Annotated in this window: 15 protein-coding genes and 2 tRNA genes; 3 read left to right on the top strand and 14 right to left on the bottom strand. The window is 45.6% G+C overall.

Going from position 1 to position 15,079, the window contains the following annotated elements:
• Positions 1-31: 31 nt before the first annotated feature.
• The 4 genes from tilS to AC1YY3_RS06630 all read right to left on the bottom strand — a co-directional run bounded on the left by tilS (position 32) and on the right by AC1YY3_RS06630 (position 3,928).
• Positions 32-1,420, bottom strand: coding sequence for a tRNA lysidine(34) synthetase TilS (gene tilS, locus AC1YY3_RS06645; RefSeq protein ID WP_481824331.1), 1,389 nt, complete (start codon positions 1,418-1,420; stop codon positions 32-34).
• A gap of 713 nt (positions 1,421-2,133) precedes the next feature.
• On the bottom strand, positions 2,134-3,102 hold the full coding sequence (gene accA, locus AC1YY3_RS06640; RefSeq protein ID WP_481824329.1) for an acetyl-CoA carboxylase carboxyl transferase subunit alpha: 969 nt from the start codon (positions 3,100-3,102) through the stop codon (positions 2,134-2,136).
• Between the two features lie 167 nt (positions 3,103-3,269).
• Positions 3,270-3,698: a YcgN family cysteine cluster protein gene (locus AC1YY3_RS06635; protein WP_481824328.1), complete on the bottom strand. Its 429-nt coding sequence runs from the start codon at positions 3,696-3,698 to the stop codon at positions 3,270-3,272.
• Positions 3,699-3,838: 140 nt separating this feature from the next.
• Positions 3,839-3,928 (bottom strand) — tRNA-Ser (locus AC1YY3_RS06630).
• Between the two features lie 311 nt (positions 3,929-4,239).
• Here AC1YY3_RS06630 and AC1YY3_RS06625 point away from each other — a divergent pair.
• Positions 4,240-4,512, top strand: coding sequence for a hypothetical protein (locus tag AC1YY3_RS06625; RefSeq protein WP_481824327.1), 273 nt, complete (start codon positions 4,240-4,242; stop codon positions 4,510-4,512).
• 39 nt (positions 4,513-4,551) lie between these two features.
• Here AC1YY3_RS06625 and ttcA read toward each other — a convergent pair whose 3' ends face one another.
• The 8 genes from ttcA to AC1YY3_RS06585 all read right to left on the bottom strand — a co-directional run bounded on the left by ttcA (position 4,552) and on the right by AC1YY3_RS06585 (position 11,514).
• Positions 4,552-5,406: a tRNA 2-thiocytidine(32) synthetase TtcA gene (gene ttcA / locus AC1YY3_RS06620; RefSeq protein WP_481824326.1), complete on the bottom strand. Its 855-nt coding sequence runs from the start codon at positions 5,404-5,406 to the stop codon at positions 4,552-4,554.
• A 62-nt stretch (positions 5,407-5,468) separates the two neighbouring features.
• Positions 5,469-5,951, bottom strand: a complete 483-nt coding sequence (locus AC1YY3_RS06615; RefSeq protein WP_482194377.1) for a hypothetical protein — start codon at positions 5,949-5,951, stop codon at positions 5,469-5,471.
• Positions 5,952-6,106: 155 nt separating this feature from the next.
• A complete protein-coding gene (locus AC1YY3_RS06610) occupies positions 6,107-6,442 on the bottom strand; it encodes a type II toxin-antitoxin system RelE/ParE family toxin (protein WP_481824324.1) in 336 nt (111 codons plus the stop codon).
• 5 nt (positions 6,443-6,447) lie between these two features.
• Positions 6,448-6,645, bottom strand: coding sequence for an addiction module protein (locus tag AC1YY3_RS06605; protein WP_481824323.1), 198 nt, complete (start codon positions 6,643-6,645; stop codon positions 6,448-6,450).
• Positions 6,646-6,676: 31 nt separating this feature from the next.
• Positions 6,677-7,897, bottom strand: a complete 1,221-nt coding sequence (gene fabB, locus AC1YY3_RS06600) for a beta-ketoacyl-ACP synthase I (protein ID WP_481824322.1) — start codon at positions 7,895-7,897, stop codon at positions 6,677-6,679.
• A gap of 8 nt (positions 7,898-7,905) precedes the next feature.
• Positions 7,906-8,421 carry a 3-hydroxyacyl-[acyl-carrier-protein] dehydratase FabA gene (fabA, locus tag AC1YY3_RS06595; protein WP_481824321.1) on the bottom strand — a complete coding sequence of 172 codons (516 nt, stop codon included), beginning with the start codon at positions 8,419-8,421 and terminating at the stop codon, positions 7,906-7,908.
• A gap of 97 nt (positions 8,422-8,518) precedes the next feature.
• On the bottom strand, positions 8,519-10,429 hold the full coding sequence (locus AC1YY3_RS06590) for a lytic transglycosylase domain-containing protein (protein WP_481824320.1): 1,911 nt from the start codon (positions 10,427-10,429) through the stop codon (positions 8,519-8,521).
• Between the two features lie 155 nt (positions 10,430-10,584).
• Positions 10,585-11,514 (bottom strand): Nudix family hydrolase, encoded by a 930-nt coding sequence (locus AC1YY3_RS06585; RefSeq protein WP_481824319.1) that lies wholly within the window; start codon positions 11,512-11,514, stop codon positions 10,585-10,587.
• Between the two features lie 366 nt (positions 11,515-11,880).
• Between AC1YY3_RS06585 and AC1YY3_RS06580 the strand changes: the two genes are divergently transcribed.
• Entirely contained in the window at positions 11,881-12,519 is a 639-nt protein-coding gene (locus tag AC1YY3_RS06580) for a DUF642 domain-containing protein (protein ID WP_481824318.1), read from the top strand.
• A 311-nt stretch (positions 12,520-12,830) separates the two neighbouring features.
• Here the strand turns inward: AC1YY3_RS06580 and argJ are convergent, their stop codons facing one another.
• Positions 12,831-14,045 (bottom strand): bifunctional glutamate N-acetyltransferase/amino-acid acetyltransferase ArgJ, encoded by a 1,215-nt coding sequence (gene argJ, locus AC1YY3_RS06575; protein ID WP_481824317.1) that lies wholly within the window; start codon positions 14,043-14,045, stop codon positions 12,831-12,833.
• A 535-nt stretch (positions 14,046-14,580) separates the two neighbouring features.
• Here argJ and AC1YY3_RS06570 point away from each other — a divergent pair.
• Positions 14,581-14,656, top strand: a tRNA-Thr gene (locus AC1YY3_RS06570).
• Between the two features lie 200 nt (positions 14,657-14,856).
• Here AC1YY3_RS06570 and AC1YY3_RS06565 read toward each other — a convergent pair.
• Positions 14,857-15,042, bottom strand: a complete 186-nt coding sequence (locus AC1YY3_RS06565; protein ID WP_482194376.1) for a hypothetical protein — start codon at positions 15,040-15,042, stop codon at positions 14,857-14,859.
• Positions 15,043-15,079 lie beyond the last annotated feature (37 nt).

Here is a 15,079-nt window from a genome sequence, read left to right as displayed (position 1 = left end):
TTTAGCCGATGTGCTGCTTGAAATGCCTATTTTAATCGACATCGGGCGTGTCGTCATTGCCTTTTGGATTTATTTTGCGTTGGATGATGCGTAAACAGGGTTCTTTCATCTCACAATAAAATTCAGCATTAACCCAATGTTCGCCGACTGCCGCCAGTTTGCTATCCAGATAAATCAAAGGAATCATAATCCTTTCCCACGGCGGAATCCCGATCTCCTGAAAAAGTTTCTTTAAGTCATGATGGCCTTTACGCCCAGGTAATTCAATGGTTTCACCACCGGAACGAAAGCTTACAGTAATACTTGAATTTCGCCATTGCTCAACGGGTATGCCGCTGGCTGATTCCAAGATTTCATAAGCCCAATTATCTGTTATCTGCAATAAGACTGTATCGGAAGGCCAAACAAATTGATCTTCTAACTTTTGTGGCGAAGGTTTCAGACAATAAACTGAATCGCGGTATCGGCGAATACATCGACCTTGTGTCGATAAGACAGGATCAGCATCTTCCCTAGCGGCGATAACTTCTCCAAGTATCCGTTGCACGACATCCTCGCTGGGCATTTTTAAACCCAGACACTGAAACCATTGCCTGATAATTGATGGCTGTTGCAATGCCGGATAGCTTTGCAATCGGTTAATGGATAAGGTGTTATCGCTAGGACTTAAAACCATTGTTAACCCGTCGTTGGCAACTGCATCCAATAAGTCTTGTGCATTCGCGCAATGCCTAGCCGAACGAGAAACCGTAAGGTCTAAAGAAGGCCAGCGTTGCTTAAGTTTGGGAATAATGTCATTCCGCAGGAAATTGCGGTCGAAATGCGTGCGCTGATTGCTGGGGTCTTCAATCCATTGTAATCCGTGACTTTTTGCGTATTCGATAATCGCGGCTTTGAAAAAACCCAGCAATGGCCTTATTAACCTACCCTCGCCAAACGCCATGTTATCCGGCATACCGGACAAACCTTTAAGCCCGCTGCCACGAAACAATTGCAACAACACAGTTTCCAATTGGTCTTCGGCATGTTGGGCGACGAGCAACACATCATCCTTAGCCAACAACGGTTTCAAGGCGGCATAACGGGCATTACGGGCGGCTTCTTCTGGGCTTTCTCCAAGCTTTGCTTCGGCATGAATTGTCAAACTGAGAAAATTTACCCCAAGGTCATGGCAAACTTGCCCGCAGTGTTTGCCCCAGTTTTCCGCCCCAGCTTGCAAACCGTGATTGATGTAAACGGCGGTTATTTTGGGCTTTTGGTTTTCAACAGACGCACACAAATGCAGCAACACATGGGAGTCTATGCCGCCGCTGTAGGCGATATAAATGTTTTGGGCGGCGAGTAATTGCAGATTGTGGGTGAGTTTGTGAACACCTTTAAGACAATTATCTGAAGTATGAGGTTGGGTATTGGTATTCATCCTAATCTATTGGATTTATAGTATGTCACTTACGCGACGGTTTGTTTAAATGCCAGTTCCCGCACTGGCAAGCGGGTTACTTTTCTTTGTGCGGACAAAGTTAGTAGGATGCGTTGTACGCACCTTTTTTGGTGCATGGAATGCACCCTACTTGACTCAATGTGTTACAGGATTTTCCATGCATCCTAACCCGACATTTCAATGCTAAACGTCATTTGTTGGGTTGCGACGCGCCTAAACCTTAGCTCGTAGATACGAACCGCATCGTTCGTGTTTCGTGAATGATGCGGTTCACTTTGTTCACCACATCCTACAATTACCCGCCCTATCCCGTTATGCCGCGCCGAGCATCGGAGCATTTATCGGGAATAGCCCGTTAGGGGTGCGGCAGGGATGCCGCACGTTGCCGGAGGGACAGGGAAGTCCCTTCCGGCAACCCCGGTAAATGCGAGAAGCGCAGGAAGCAAGCGGCATCCGGGTCGCCTTTTCTTTGGATACTTTCTTTTGGCGAAGCAAAAGAAAGTACCTCGTCCGTGGGTACGAGAACCCACATTAAAATAGCCGTCGCGTTAGCGACACCATATTGCGTTCATCCTTCGACAAGCTCAGGACGAACGGTTATTTTTTATTAATTTCATGGTACGACAGGCTCACCACGAACGGCTTTGTAATTTATCTATCGTCTTGATAGGTACACAATGCGTACCCTACATCTACTTAACAACTTCCTCAACAAACGCCCCAAAGCCCATCAAACGTTGGTAACGCGTTGCCAGCAGATCATCCAGCGTTTGTTGTTGCAGGTAGGTCAAGTGCCTGACCAGCACTTCCTTCAAGCTCTCGGCGATGGCGGGGTAATTGCGGTGTGCACCGCCTAACGGCTCCCTGACGACTTCATCCAGCAAGCCCAGTTCGCGGATACGGTCTGAAGTGATGCCCATTGCTTCTGCCGCCAACTGTGCCTTATCCGCGCTTTTCCATAAAATAGACGCGCAACCTTCGGGCGAGATCACGGAATACGTGCTGTATTCCAGCATAATCAGGCGGTCTCCCACACCAATCGCCAACGCGCCGCCAGAACCACCCTCCCCTGTTACGGTACAGATGATGGGCGTTTTTAGTTTGGACATTTCAAACAAATTCCTAGCGATGGCTTCACTTTGCCCACGTTCTTCCGCACCAATACCCGGATATGCACCAGGTGTGTCGATCAGACAGATAATTGGCAACCTAAACCGTTCCGCCATCTTCATAATCCGTAATGCTTTGCGATAACCTTCTGGTCTTGGCATTCCAAAATTGCGGTAGATTTTTTGTTTTGTGTCGCGGCCTTTTTGATGTCCGATAACCATCACGGGCTGACCGTCCAATCTCGCCATGCCACAAACAATAGCAGGATCGTCAGCGTAAGCACGATCACCATGCAATTCATGGAAATCGGTAAAGATATGTTCAATATAATCCAGTGTATAAGGCCGCCATGGATGCCGCGAAAGCTGGGAAATCTGCCAATCAGAAAGGGTAGCAAAGATGGATTCAGTCAGGGCTTCGCATCTTTCTTCAAGCTGCGCTAAGGCTTCCGAGATATTGATGTTATTGTCGGATTCGACATTGCGAAGCTCACGGATTTTAGCTTCCAGTTCGGCGATAGGTTGTTCAAAATCAAGAAATTTCAGGTCCATTTAGACTTTTTAGCGTGTAGTTTTAAGATTAAAACGTAGATTTTATAGAAATTTACTAATTAATTCTAAATAAATCCCAGTTTCTTTTGCTTGGACGTTTTGTGATAGCCTTTCGGCATGATCGCCATACGGACTGCTTGAATAAGTTTAATCAAGTCCTCAGCCCATTACTCCAGCCACTCAATGACATGGTCTTCCAAATCATCCGCTTGCGATTCTGCAACCGCGAAACTTCTGATGGAAACCCCAGCATTTATAACGCTGCTCGGTTTGCCTGAAACCAAAGGATGCCAATCGGCTAGTTCTTTGCCTTCCGCAACTAAACGATAAGCGCAGGTTGACGGCAGCCAGCTAAATTCGGCAACATCATGCTGTTTTAGATCAAGACATTCAGGGACTAAGCGGGTACGTTCAGGATAATTCTTACAACGGCAGGTGGTCAAATCTAATAGCCGACATGCAACGTTGGTATAGTAAACCTTGCCAGTATCTTCATCTTCTAGCTTATGTAGACAGCACTTACCGCAACCGTCACATAACGATTCCCACTCTTCATGGGTCATTTCAGTTAAGGTTTTGGTTTTCCAAAAACGCAAGTGCAAACTAGCCCAGAAAACTCAAAAGGTAAATTGAGGTATCTTAATCATTAGCTTGTGGAATTCACGAAGGGAACAACTCAATTGCGAAGTGTCTGTTAGAACTAAGCATCGTTAGTTCTAGGATGATGGACAAAATTTGGCGGAGAAGCAGGGATTCGAACCCTGGGAGGGGATAAACCCTCAACGGTTTTCAAGACCGCCGCATTCGACCGCTCTGCCACCTCTCCGAAGCCGCATAGTGTAACCTAATGAGGTTAAAAATCAATCGAAACTTAGTTGATACCTTGCTGTAATAACGACTTTACTTGCGATATTTGCGATTAACTTGCAATGGCTTTCAATCTTGAATTGAAAAGATTGTTATCAAAGATAAGTTTTAGATACGGAAATATACTTGACTCCAGTTAATAATAATGATTATCATTACTATCAGTGGCGTATTGACCTCTCCTAGCCTAGCCTAGCCACTGCTAGCTTAACGCGACTGATCCACACTCAGTCGCGTTATTTTTTCCCATTTTAAAATACGGAATATGTTATGTCCGACCAACTTGATTCTATAACGACTGCGGATGTCAGCCATTTACATGCTGCCACTTGTTTGGCGATAACACAATTTACGCAAGGACGGAGATGCCCTTGCCTTGCTAACCGAATTGTCCTGCTATTGCAATATCTGGCGACGCATCCCGAGTTGCCGTTAACTTCAACCAGCAAAGAGTTGTATTTGAATTTGTTGGATTACTGGCAGCAGGTCAATAGGGAGCTTAAACTACACCACCAACAAGAATTAGCTTTGGTTTTCCATTAACTTGTGGCGTTCGAGAACCAAATTGCCCAAAGTTGAGCATCACTGCATCAAAACTTCCAAACCTGCGTTTTCGGTGATGTCCTTAACATTAGGTTTAGCTACCCGAAACAAGTTTACAAAATCAAACAGTTGAGTATCTGCCAATTGTGATGGCGCAACGTTTTGAAGGCTGGTGAAGATAGTTTCCAAGCGACCGGGGAATTGCCTGTCCCAGGCTTTTAACATGACCTTCATGGCTTTCCTCTGTAGGTTTTCTTGCGAACCGCACAGATTACACGGGATGATGGGGTAATTCCTGAATGCGGAAAAACGCTCGATGTCTTTTTCGCGGCAATACGCTAATGGGCGGATGACAATATTTTTTTTGTCATCACTAAGCAACTTAGGTGGCATGGCTTTCAGTTTGCCACCGTAAAAGATATTCAAAAAGAAAGTTTCCAGAATGTCATCACGATGATGACCTAAGGCGATTTTGGTGATGCCATTAGCTTCTGCGTAACCATATAGCGTACCACGCCGCAATCTTGAACATAGCCCACAAGTGGTCGCGCCTTCTGGTATCACGCGCTTAACCACGCTATAAGTGTCTTTTTCGATGATGTGATAAGGCACGCCGATGGATTCCAGGTAATCAGGCAGGACGTGTTCAGGAAATCCTGGTTGTTTTTGGTCGAGGTTGACGGCGATCAATTCAAAATTGACTGGCGCAGTCTTCTGTAAATTCAACAAGATGTCGAGCAAGGTGTAAGAATCCTTGCCGCCCGACAAGCACACCATGACCTTATCACTCTCCTCGATCATGTTGTAGTCGGCAATCGCATCACCGACATAGTGGCGCAAGCGTTTTTGTAGCTTATTGAATTGGGTGCGGGATTTTTGGGTTGGGTCGGTCATAATTGGTTTGGGGATATTCGATAAACGGTATCTACGAGCTACTGCAATGAATGACCCTTGGTTCAGTCAAAATACGAATAAACTATCACTCCAAGAGATGGAACCACTATAATTTTTGTTTCACCGTTAACGCTAGCAGAATAATAAGATCCAGTTTTCTTTCCAGCAGTAATAATACTTCCGAGCAATTCGTGTTCACCACAATAAAACCAAGACCCCTCATTGTACCAACCTTCTGGCACAGGTGTTTCACTCCATGCTGAATAGTGGTTATTCCCATATTTATGAAGAATTCTTGCTTTTGTAGCATTCTCGAAAAATTTCAACCTCTCGGAATTAATTCTCGAAACTGTAGAATCAGATATTTTAAAAATTGCTAAACCACAAGCAATTTCTTCGTGTGATAACAAAGTGTCAGCAATTTTAAATTCGACAGGCATAGACTCCTCGAAAAACAGTCTGCTTGACTCATGGAATATCATAACCGCTAGAGCACACAGAATAGAAACAATCGTTAAACCGACAATAAGCTTCCGTGAACTCATAGCTATTCCTGTTTTTATAATGCTCAACGAACTAAGTTGAGCTGTAGCTGAGCGTGTAGGTGGGTTGGGTTGGGGGCTCGCACATATCGGCAAGGGTTATGCAAAACGGAGGCGTGGGCGAACTGTAACCCAACGATACAGCCTGGAAGATTGAATTATTTTTGATTGTTTTCATTTCCAGGCTGATTTCCACCACTTATCCTCGATTTTATCCACAAAGGGTTTCTTCGCATTGGCAGCACGGCAATAACGGAGGCGACATCACCATTAACATCATAATAAATTACGTACGGAAAACGCTTTGACAGCATCCGATAAAAGCCATATTCTTTCCTGTGGATACCTGCAAAAATAACTAACGACTCAATATCCGATAACAGGCTATCCCAGAAATAATCCCCTACATTTTTGCCGTGTTTATTGTAAAACTTGCGGCCTTCATCAAGATCGTTTTTAGCATCAGTAAGTATTTGAATACGTTTAGCATTCATCCGCCTTATTTTGACCTTAATTCTTCAATGCTTAGGTATTCGGCTCTGCCTTCTTCAATTTTCAGCTTTCTGTCGGTAAGAATAGTTTGATGCCATTTTGGCGATTCTATTTCTGAATCCTCATGGATAAGCGAATCCCAAATGGCTTCCATAGTTTGGAGCTTTTCAGCTTTACTCATTCCGGTAATTTCAATCGTACTCATGGTGTTTACGCCTTTATGGAGAACCTCTCCTTCAACCATTAAACCGCTGAAAAATCAACGTCGCATTCGTTCCACCAAAGCCAAAACTATTGGACATAATGGTGTTCAAGGTGACGTTATCTTGCCGTTCCCGCACGATGGGGATGCCTTCCGCACCGAGATCGAGGTCGGTGATGTTGGCGGAGACGCTGAGGAAGTTATTTTCCATCATCAACAAGGAATAAATCGCTTCGTTAACCCCCGCAGCACCTAAGGCGTGTCCGGTCAGGGATTTGGTGGAACTGACCCAAGGCACGTTTTCTGCGCCGAATACCGCACGTAAGGCTTCCAATTCTTTGGTATCGCCAACTGGCGTACTGGTGCCGTGGGCGTTGATGTAGTCGATTTTGTCATGTACGGTCGCCATCGCCTGCTGCATACACCTAACCGCACCTTCCCCAGATGGCTGCACCATATCGTAGCCGTCGGAGGTTGCGCCGTAGCCTGTCAGTTCAGCATAGATTTTCGCGCCACGGGCTTTGGCGTGTTCCAATTCTTCCATCACCAGCACACCGCCGCCGCCGGAAATCACAAATCCGTCGCGGTTAACATCGTAAGGACGTGATGCAGTATCCGGCGCATCGTTGTATTTGGATGACAATGCACCCATCGCATCAAATAATAAGGAAAGCGTCCAATGCAGCTCTTCACCGCCGCCAGCAAACACGATGTCTTGTTTACCCAATTGGATTAATTCCGAGGCATGGCCGATGCAGTGTGCGCTGGTGGAACAGGCTGAGGTAATCGAATAGTTAACACCCTTAATTTTAAAGGGTGTCGCCAAACACGCGGTATTGGTGCTGGACATGCTGCGGGTGACCATATACGGCCCGACTTTCTTGATGCCCTTCTCACGCAAAATATCCGCTGCATCGACCTGATTCGATGTCGAAGGCCCACCCGAACCCATCACCAAGCCGGTACGGACATTGCTTACGTCATTATCAGCCAAACCTGCATCGGCAATCGCTTGCTGCATGGCGATATAGTTGAACGCCGCGCCATCGCCCATAAAGCGTTTCACTTTGCGGTCAATGAATTCGTCCTGGTCGATGTTGATCGCGCCGTGGACATGGCTGCGGAAGCCCATTTCCTGATAAACATCCGCAAACACAATACCTGATCGCCCTTGCTTTAAGGAATCAAGGACTTCGGCCTTGTTGTTGCCAATGCTGGAGACGATGCCTAAGCCAGTTACCACAACCCGTTTCATAACTACCCCTAAAAATCCGACAAGGAAGTAAACAAACCAACACGCAAATCAGTAGCTTCGTAGATGACCTTGCCATCGACTTCCATCGTGGCATCGGCAATGCCCATATAGAGCTTACGCATGATTAACCGTTTCATATCAAGCCGATAAGTCACTTTTTTAGCCGTCGGTAAAACTTGACCTGTAAATTTGACTTCACCCACGCCTAACGCACGGCCTTTACCTGGCCCGCCCATCCAGCACAGGAAGAATCCCACGAGCTGCCACATGGCGTCCAGCCCCAAACAACCTGGCATGACGGGATCGCCTTGGAAATGACAGGCAAAAAACCACAAATCGGGATGTATGTCCAACTCGGCAATGATCTGGCCTTTACCGTACTTGCCGCCTTCATCGGTAATCAGGGTAATCCTGTCCATCATGAGCATCGGCGGCAACGGCAATTGCGCGTTGGCGGGCCCGTATAGCTCTCCCCTGCCCGATTTCAGCAACTCTTCATAGGTTAATCTATGCTGTTTCGACATAACGATATTCCGCACCTTGTTGGCTATAATTTTTATAAAAGCACTGTATTATCGTACAGACACCGGAAAAAATCAGCTCAAATTTTAGCCAGTTGCATTATGGCGTGACATCCCGCAATAAGTTCTTCAACTTGAGACTGCCTTTTTTTAGCCGCTGCTGATAAATAATCGAGTAAGAAAGTACAGTCGATACGTATTTACGGGTTTCTTTGAAGGGGATGGTTTCTATCCAGATATCAGCAGGAACGGCAGTCGTGATAGGTAACCATTTTTTTGCGCGATTAGGCCCGGCATTATAAGCCGCGCTCGCTAAGGCAACATGACCACCGAAACGATTTAGCAAATCCCTAAAGTAATAACCGCCATAATTTATATTCAGCTCAGGCTTGAATAAATTGTTATCAGATTGCCACGGTTCATGCAGCGATTGGGCAATCGTCATAGCTGTTTTTGGCATCAGCTGCATCAGACCTTTTGCACCCGCAGACGATACTGCATTTTTATCCATCATACTTTCCTGCCGCATCAAACCGAATAGCAAAGCGGCATCAAGCCCATGTTTTTCGGCGCTACTTTGCACCTCGTTAAGATACAAAACCGGAAACCGCAACGCCATATCATCCCAATAATCAGCTTTTACTAAGGTTGTGATGGCGATTTGATCCCACTGCCATTGCTGCGCCAATTTCGCTGCCGCCAACAACTTTTCCTTGGATAATTTTTTTATCGCAAACTGCCATTGCCGACGTGCTTCCAAATCCTTGCTTAGCCATTTGAATTCCCAACAGGCTTTAAAATCAGGCTGTTCCGAAAGTTGCTCAAGCTCATTTTTCGCCAACTTTACGGGCAGATCAATGATTTGATAAGGTAGGTTGGCAGTATCGGCGGCCAGAAAACCGTAAAAACTCCTATCTTTAGCTAATGCAGCATACGCAGCGTTCGCCTCCTGCTTCTTGCCGATTTCCCGCAATGCGCGTGCTTGCCAATATTGCCACTTGGGTTCTTGGCGTTCGGCAAAGGTCAATCCCGACAACGCGCTGTTAACATGCGACCAATTTTGCTCAAGCAACGCCGCGCGTACTTTGGCGGCCCTGCCTTCTTCATCGGGGAGCAATACTTTATCTAAGTGGCTATATGAGCGATTGTCCTTTTTAGCAAGTAACGCCAAGCCTAACTTGCGCTCTACACGCTGGACACTTTCAGCAGCGATAACAAAATCTGGTTTTTTTGCATCCCAAACCATAATCGCCCTATCCAGATCAGAATTTGCTAACCTAACGACAGCATGGGCAAACAGTCGGCCTGTTTGGGCAGTTTTCTCCAGCCAAAACCGGCTTTCATCAATCGACTCAGGCTTTTGATGAAGTTGTAACCACAACTCAGCACTTTTTCGATCAGTTTTCTTCAAAAAAAGCATTGTTGATTGTGCTACGGCGAGATTATTGTCCTGTAGCGCCGACTCAAACCGCCGCCAAATCAGGTCGGACGTTAACAGGGCTGAGTTTGCTAGTGCGGAAAAAAGTGGTTGGCATTTTGTCTCTATGGATTTTCCTAAAATCCAAAGCCGTTTTGCCTCTCCCAAGGCCTGTTGCTGCTTACCTGTTTGGTATTGCGCCCAAAGAAACTGGCAATCATCAGCGCTATCCTCGGCTACTTCATAATGCTTAACAAAATCGTTCCAACGTTCGTTTTCTGCCAAATAATCTAGCCACTTAGAACGTAATGAAGACGCGTAACGGGTATCTTTATAAGTCGATAAAAAAGCCAGTACCTGATCGGTTTGATCTATGTGGTCTTTCAGCCATTGATATTTTAAGTAAGGAAACAACGGATAATCTGTCAAACTTTCGCTAAGCGCCAGAAATCCGGTTTCGTTCTTTTCAGACAGGTATTTCTCGGCTTGTAAGAAAGCCTGACGCTGGTCATTGAGCTTATCGCTCAAGGCAACAGATGGCAGCAACAATAAGCTGCACATCCAGGCAACAATTTTTAAGTAATTTAGGTTCATAAAGAAATATTTAAACATCCCCCGACGCATGGACGACAAACTGCTCCTGCGTTTGCTGCATTCAGTACGTCTTGTACTTCAGCAATAGCGGAGAGCTTGTCGAAGGACTTAACCAAATATTGGTTTACTGAGTTCAACTAGGATTTACGACAATTTCATTCCAAAAACGCCCGTATTCCAGCAATCCCTTGCGCTCCTGCTCTCTGCGCGATAAGTAAATCAGATCCAGCCAATCCACCCAAAGCATAAACGGGTAGATTACTATTAGCAACCAACTCAGCAAATTGATCCCAACCCAAAACCTCAGCATCGGGATGTGTTGGGGTCGGCAACACCGGTGCTAGCACGACAAAATCAACCCCTATTTTTTGGGCATGACTTAGCTCATCAAAATTATGGCAAGATGCAGCCACCCACCGTTTATTTTCAGGCCGCTGCTCGCAAGCCAGCAAATCCGCACTGGTTAAATGAAGCCCATCAACTTCAAAATCTTCGGCATTTTTAACCGAAGAATTCAACAACAACCAAGTCTTATGGGCTTTGCATAAAGGATAGGCTTGTTCAAGAAACGCGCTAACCTCTTCAAGAAGCAAGGTTTTTAACCGTGCCTGGATCAGCTTAATGCCTTTATCCAGCATTTTCATTACGTTAATAAGCAAAAGCGCGGGATCGGCATCATCCAGAATGGCATAATAGTATGGCAATCGGGCTGCGGCAATAATCGAACGGTTGGCTGCTGGAAAAGCGTAGTTGACCAAATCATCAGGATTCACCCACAAAAACGGCTGACCTTCGCAGCTCTTTACCTCGCCGTCATACTGCTCAACAGTGAAAACAAGAAGCTGCACGGCTAAATCGGGGTAATGATGGTTGATTGTAATTAACGGTGTTGCCGCTTGAATAGTAATATCCAGTTCTTCCTTGAGTTCCCGCATTAAGGCTTGCTCAATGGTTTCAGATGCCCCAATCTTGCCACCGGGAAACTCCCATAAGCCGCCTTGATTTAGGTTTGCATCCCGAAGTGAAATCAATACTTGTCCCGATGGATTTTTGATTACGCCGACGGCGACTTGCAGAGGGTTCATGCTATTTGAATTAGATCGGGTCAAAAGTCACGTAGATACTGTTATCCATATTACGGTCTTTAATGTTTCAGATAGGTATTTGTACGTATATTCTTACAGTATCTTATGTGATAACATCAAATTGGCTGAAATATAATTTTCAGCCATTTAATTTTAAGATTTTGAAGCGCTGATTAAATTTGGGTGTTTCTCATGCAAATGCCTAATTTATATTGCTATTTTTAACAAGTGATGGCGCAATCGTTTGCGTCTAAAAATCAATGGAGAAAACTATGAAAACAAACACTATGAAGCTTTTTTTCCGTAAAGCACTTATGCTTACGTCACTCGTACTAGCGGGGGGGGGTAGTCCTATCCAATAATGCGATGGCAGCGAACTTAGTCGCCAACCCAAGCTTTGAAGCCTTCACGGGCATCTTCGCCGGGGACGGAGGAAGCCAACTTGTTTCGAGTTCCACCACGCTAACCAGTTGGAGTATTACCAACAATGAGATCGCAGTTCTTAAGAATCCAAATTTATACAACCTAACCCCTTCCGACGGTAACAATTTCCTCGACCTCACAGGATATACTAGCGCAGGTTTTCCGAAAGGGGTTTCACAAACCCTGAACAGCCTAATAGTAGGGCAAACCTACCAATTTGCAATGGACTTGGGAATTCGGAACGGAGCTTGCGTATCAGGTGGCAACAATTGTACTGGCCCTATCCAAGTGAACGCCAGTATTGGAAGTGCCAGTCAAACATTCACACACAACTCCTTAAGCCCAGGAAACATCTGGGGAACATACGGTTTTGATTTCACAGCCACCAATACAAACATGCTGCTCACTATCCTTGGAAGTAGCATACCTCCTGACAACTTTTACATTGGCCTCGATAATGTCTCAGTGAACGCGATTCAGAATCCGAGTGCCGTTCCTGTGCCTGCTGCGGTGTGGCTGTTTAGTACAGGCCTGCTGACACTTATTGGCGCGCTGAAGAAACGCCAATTGAGTTTCGCCTGACTCGGCGTGTTGAGAGAAGCATACTCCGCATGGGCTTCATTTACCGCTCAAAGGTAATAACCCGTAAGTTGCGCCAAATGTAGAAGCGTTGGGTTGCCTGCTATTTGGTAACCTAACTTTCTAGAGCTTCATAAATGTAAAGATTCCTTGCGCGTTGTAATCCGCCATTGCAACGATCATTAGAGTTGGTGAATACAACGCGCCCACAGCACAATCATAATAACGGAAACACCGTGTGTTTGTGCGTCTAATCCGCCCTTTATTCAACCTACGGATTTCATATCCTTATTTGGAAGACATCCGAAGACATCCTAAGTCCTATACTCCGCATTAATCTTCACATAATCATAAGAAAAATCACAAGTCAACACTTCCTGGATCGCTTGTCCTCGTCCTAGTTTGACGGTGATGGTAATTTCTTCTTGAGCCATTACCCGCTGCCCGGCGGCTTCAGTGTAATCATCGGCGCAACCACCATTCCTGACGATGCAGACATCATCCAGAAAAAGCTGTACGTCTTCCAGCACCATATTCTCGACTCCTGAACGACCTACTGCCGCCAATATCCGTCCCCAATTAGGATCGCTCGCGAAAAAAGCGGTCTTCACCAAGGGCGAATGGGCGATGGTTTTGCCGACACGCACGGCTTCTTCATTGCTTTGGGCTTGTTCGACGACTATCCGCATCAATTTGGTCGCGCCTTCGCCGTCGCGTATTATTAATTCCGCCAATTGTTTGCAAACCGACATAATGGCATCGGCAAAAACCTGATAATTCTCGGTATTCGCGGTTATTTCAGGTGCGGATGTGCAGCCGCTTGCCATCAGCACACAGGCATCGTTGGTGGACGTATCGCCATCAACTGTTATAAGGTTGAAAGATTGCTCCACAGCCGCATCCAAACATTGTTGCAACAAGGGCTGGGCAATTTTGGCATCGGTGGCGATAAACGCCAGCATAGTTGCCATGTCTGGCTGGATCATCCCTGCGCCTTTGGAAATGCCGTTAATGGTAACGGAATGACCTTCCAATATAATCGCCTGGGTTACACCCTTGGGAAAGGTATCGGTGGTCATAATGGCGTGGGCGGCTTTGTCCCACAAGTCAGTGCTTAGTTGTTCAAAAGCGGCGGGTAAAGCGGCGGTTATCTTTGCTACAGGTAAAGTCTGACCGATTACCCCAGTCGAAAATGGCAACACCTGATTAGCCTGACCGCCAACTAAGTTGGCAGCACTGATACAGGATGTAATGGCATCTCCCATGCCCTGCCTACCCGTCCCGGCATTAGCATTGCCAGAATTAATCAGCAACCAACGAGGCTGATGCGCCATATTGGCTTTCGCCACATGCACTGGAGCAGCACAAAAGGCGTTGCGGGTGAATACAGCGGCGCAAGTAGCACCTTCCGCCATTTCGATCAGCAGCAAATCATCCCTAACGGTTTGCTTAATCCCTGCGTTGGTAGCTCCTAGTTTAATGCCAGAAATTTCCGGCATTGTGGGGAAATTGTTTAGTCCTACTGCCATGATGTTAATTTCTCTTTAAAACTGTAAGTTTTTGTAAATATTCGTAAAAATGATCTTGCTCCACTCTAGCAGACACGCCACTAAGCAACTTTTTGGTATCATTCGCTTCCAATGCAACTGATCCGAGATAGCCTAAGTTTAAGCAAAATTGTTTGCGATTGTAATACACATCGATACACTCGAACACCCCATGCTAGGCATCTGTCCGAGTTTTAAGGCATTCACCATACACCGCTTTGACCGACGTTGTGGTTTCAGCCTTTCATCGCGGTGTTATCGTAACAATCGCCTTTTTTGGTGCTACCCTTATTTTTGGATTTCCATTAGGTATTTTGGTTTTAGAGATTATTCGTTTAGCCAAGTGTCTGCTCGCGTGGGCAAGATCAACCAAGAAGACAAAGAAAACCAAGAAATCTACAGTCATATTTTAGTGTTCTGCGGCTTTTGGTTTTCACCTCAAAGCAAAATGTGTATTTAGGATGCTAAAATGAAAAAAGTAGGCAAAGAAAATATTTTGTGTATAATACTCGGCTACGCTGGTGTAGCTCAGTTGGTAGAGCAGCTGATTTGTAATCAGCCGGTCGCGGGTTCGAGTCCCATCGCCAGCTCCATATAAAACAAGCCCTTACGAGCAATCTAAGGGCTTTATTATTGCCTGCTGAAAAATTAATAAGCACATAATAAGCAGCTGGGATAAAACCACGTCAAAAATAGACATTCATCAGGCACAAAAAAACCGCATTGTTAGCGACATTCATAAAAAATGCCGCTCCAATACAACCAATCTATTTTTAATGCTCATTAAATTGCCCTAGGCTCTGCAAATGGTGATTGTCTTTACCTCAATGCCTTGTAATCTGTACGCTTCAACCTTGCCCATCATTTCTTGATAAAGTTTCAGATTGTATGATTCTGTTGGGATCATAATAATCGGTGGTAATAACCGTTCTTTATTGATGGCCTGTTCCAGCTTAACCAGCCTGTTTTTAATGCTCATTCTGCGTTCTCCAATGCTTCAATACGTTTTTCCAGGT

The sequence above is a fragment of the Methyloglobulus sp. genome (assembly GCF_964779595.1).
Note: the sequence above shows the minus strand (reverse complement) of the source record. Positions and strands in the feature narration are given on the sequence as shown.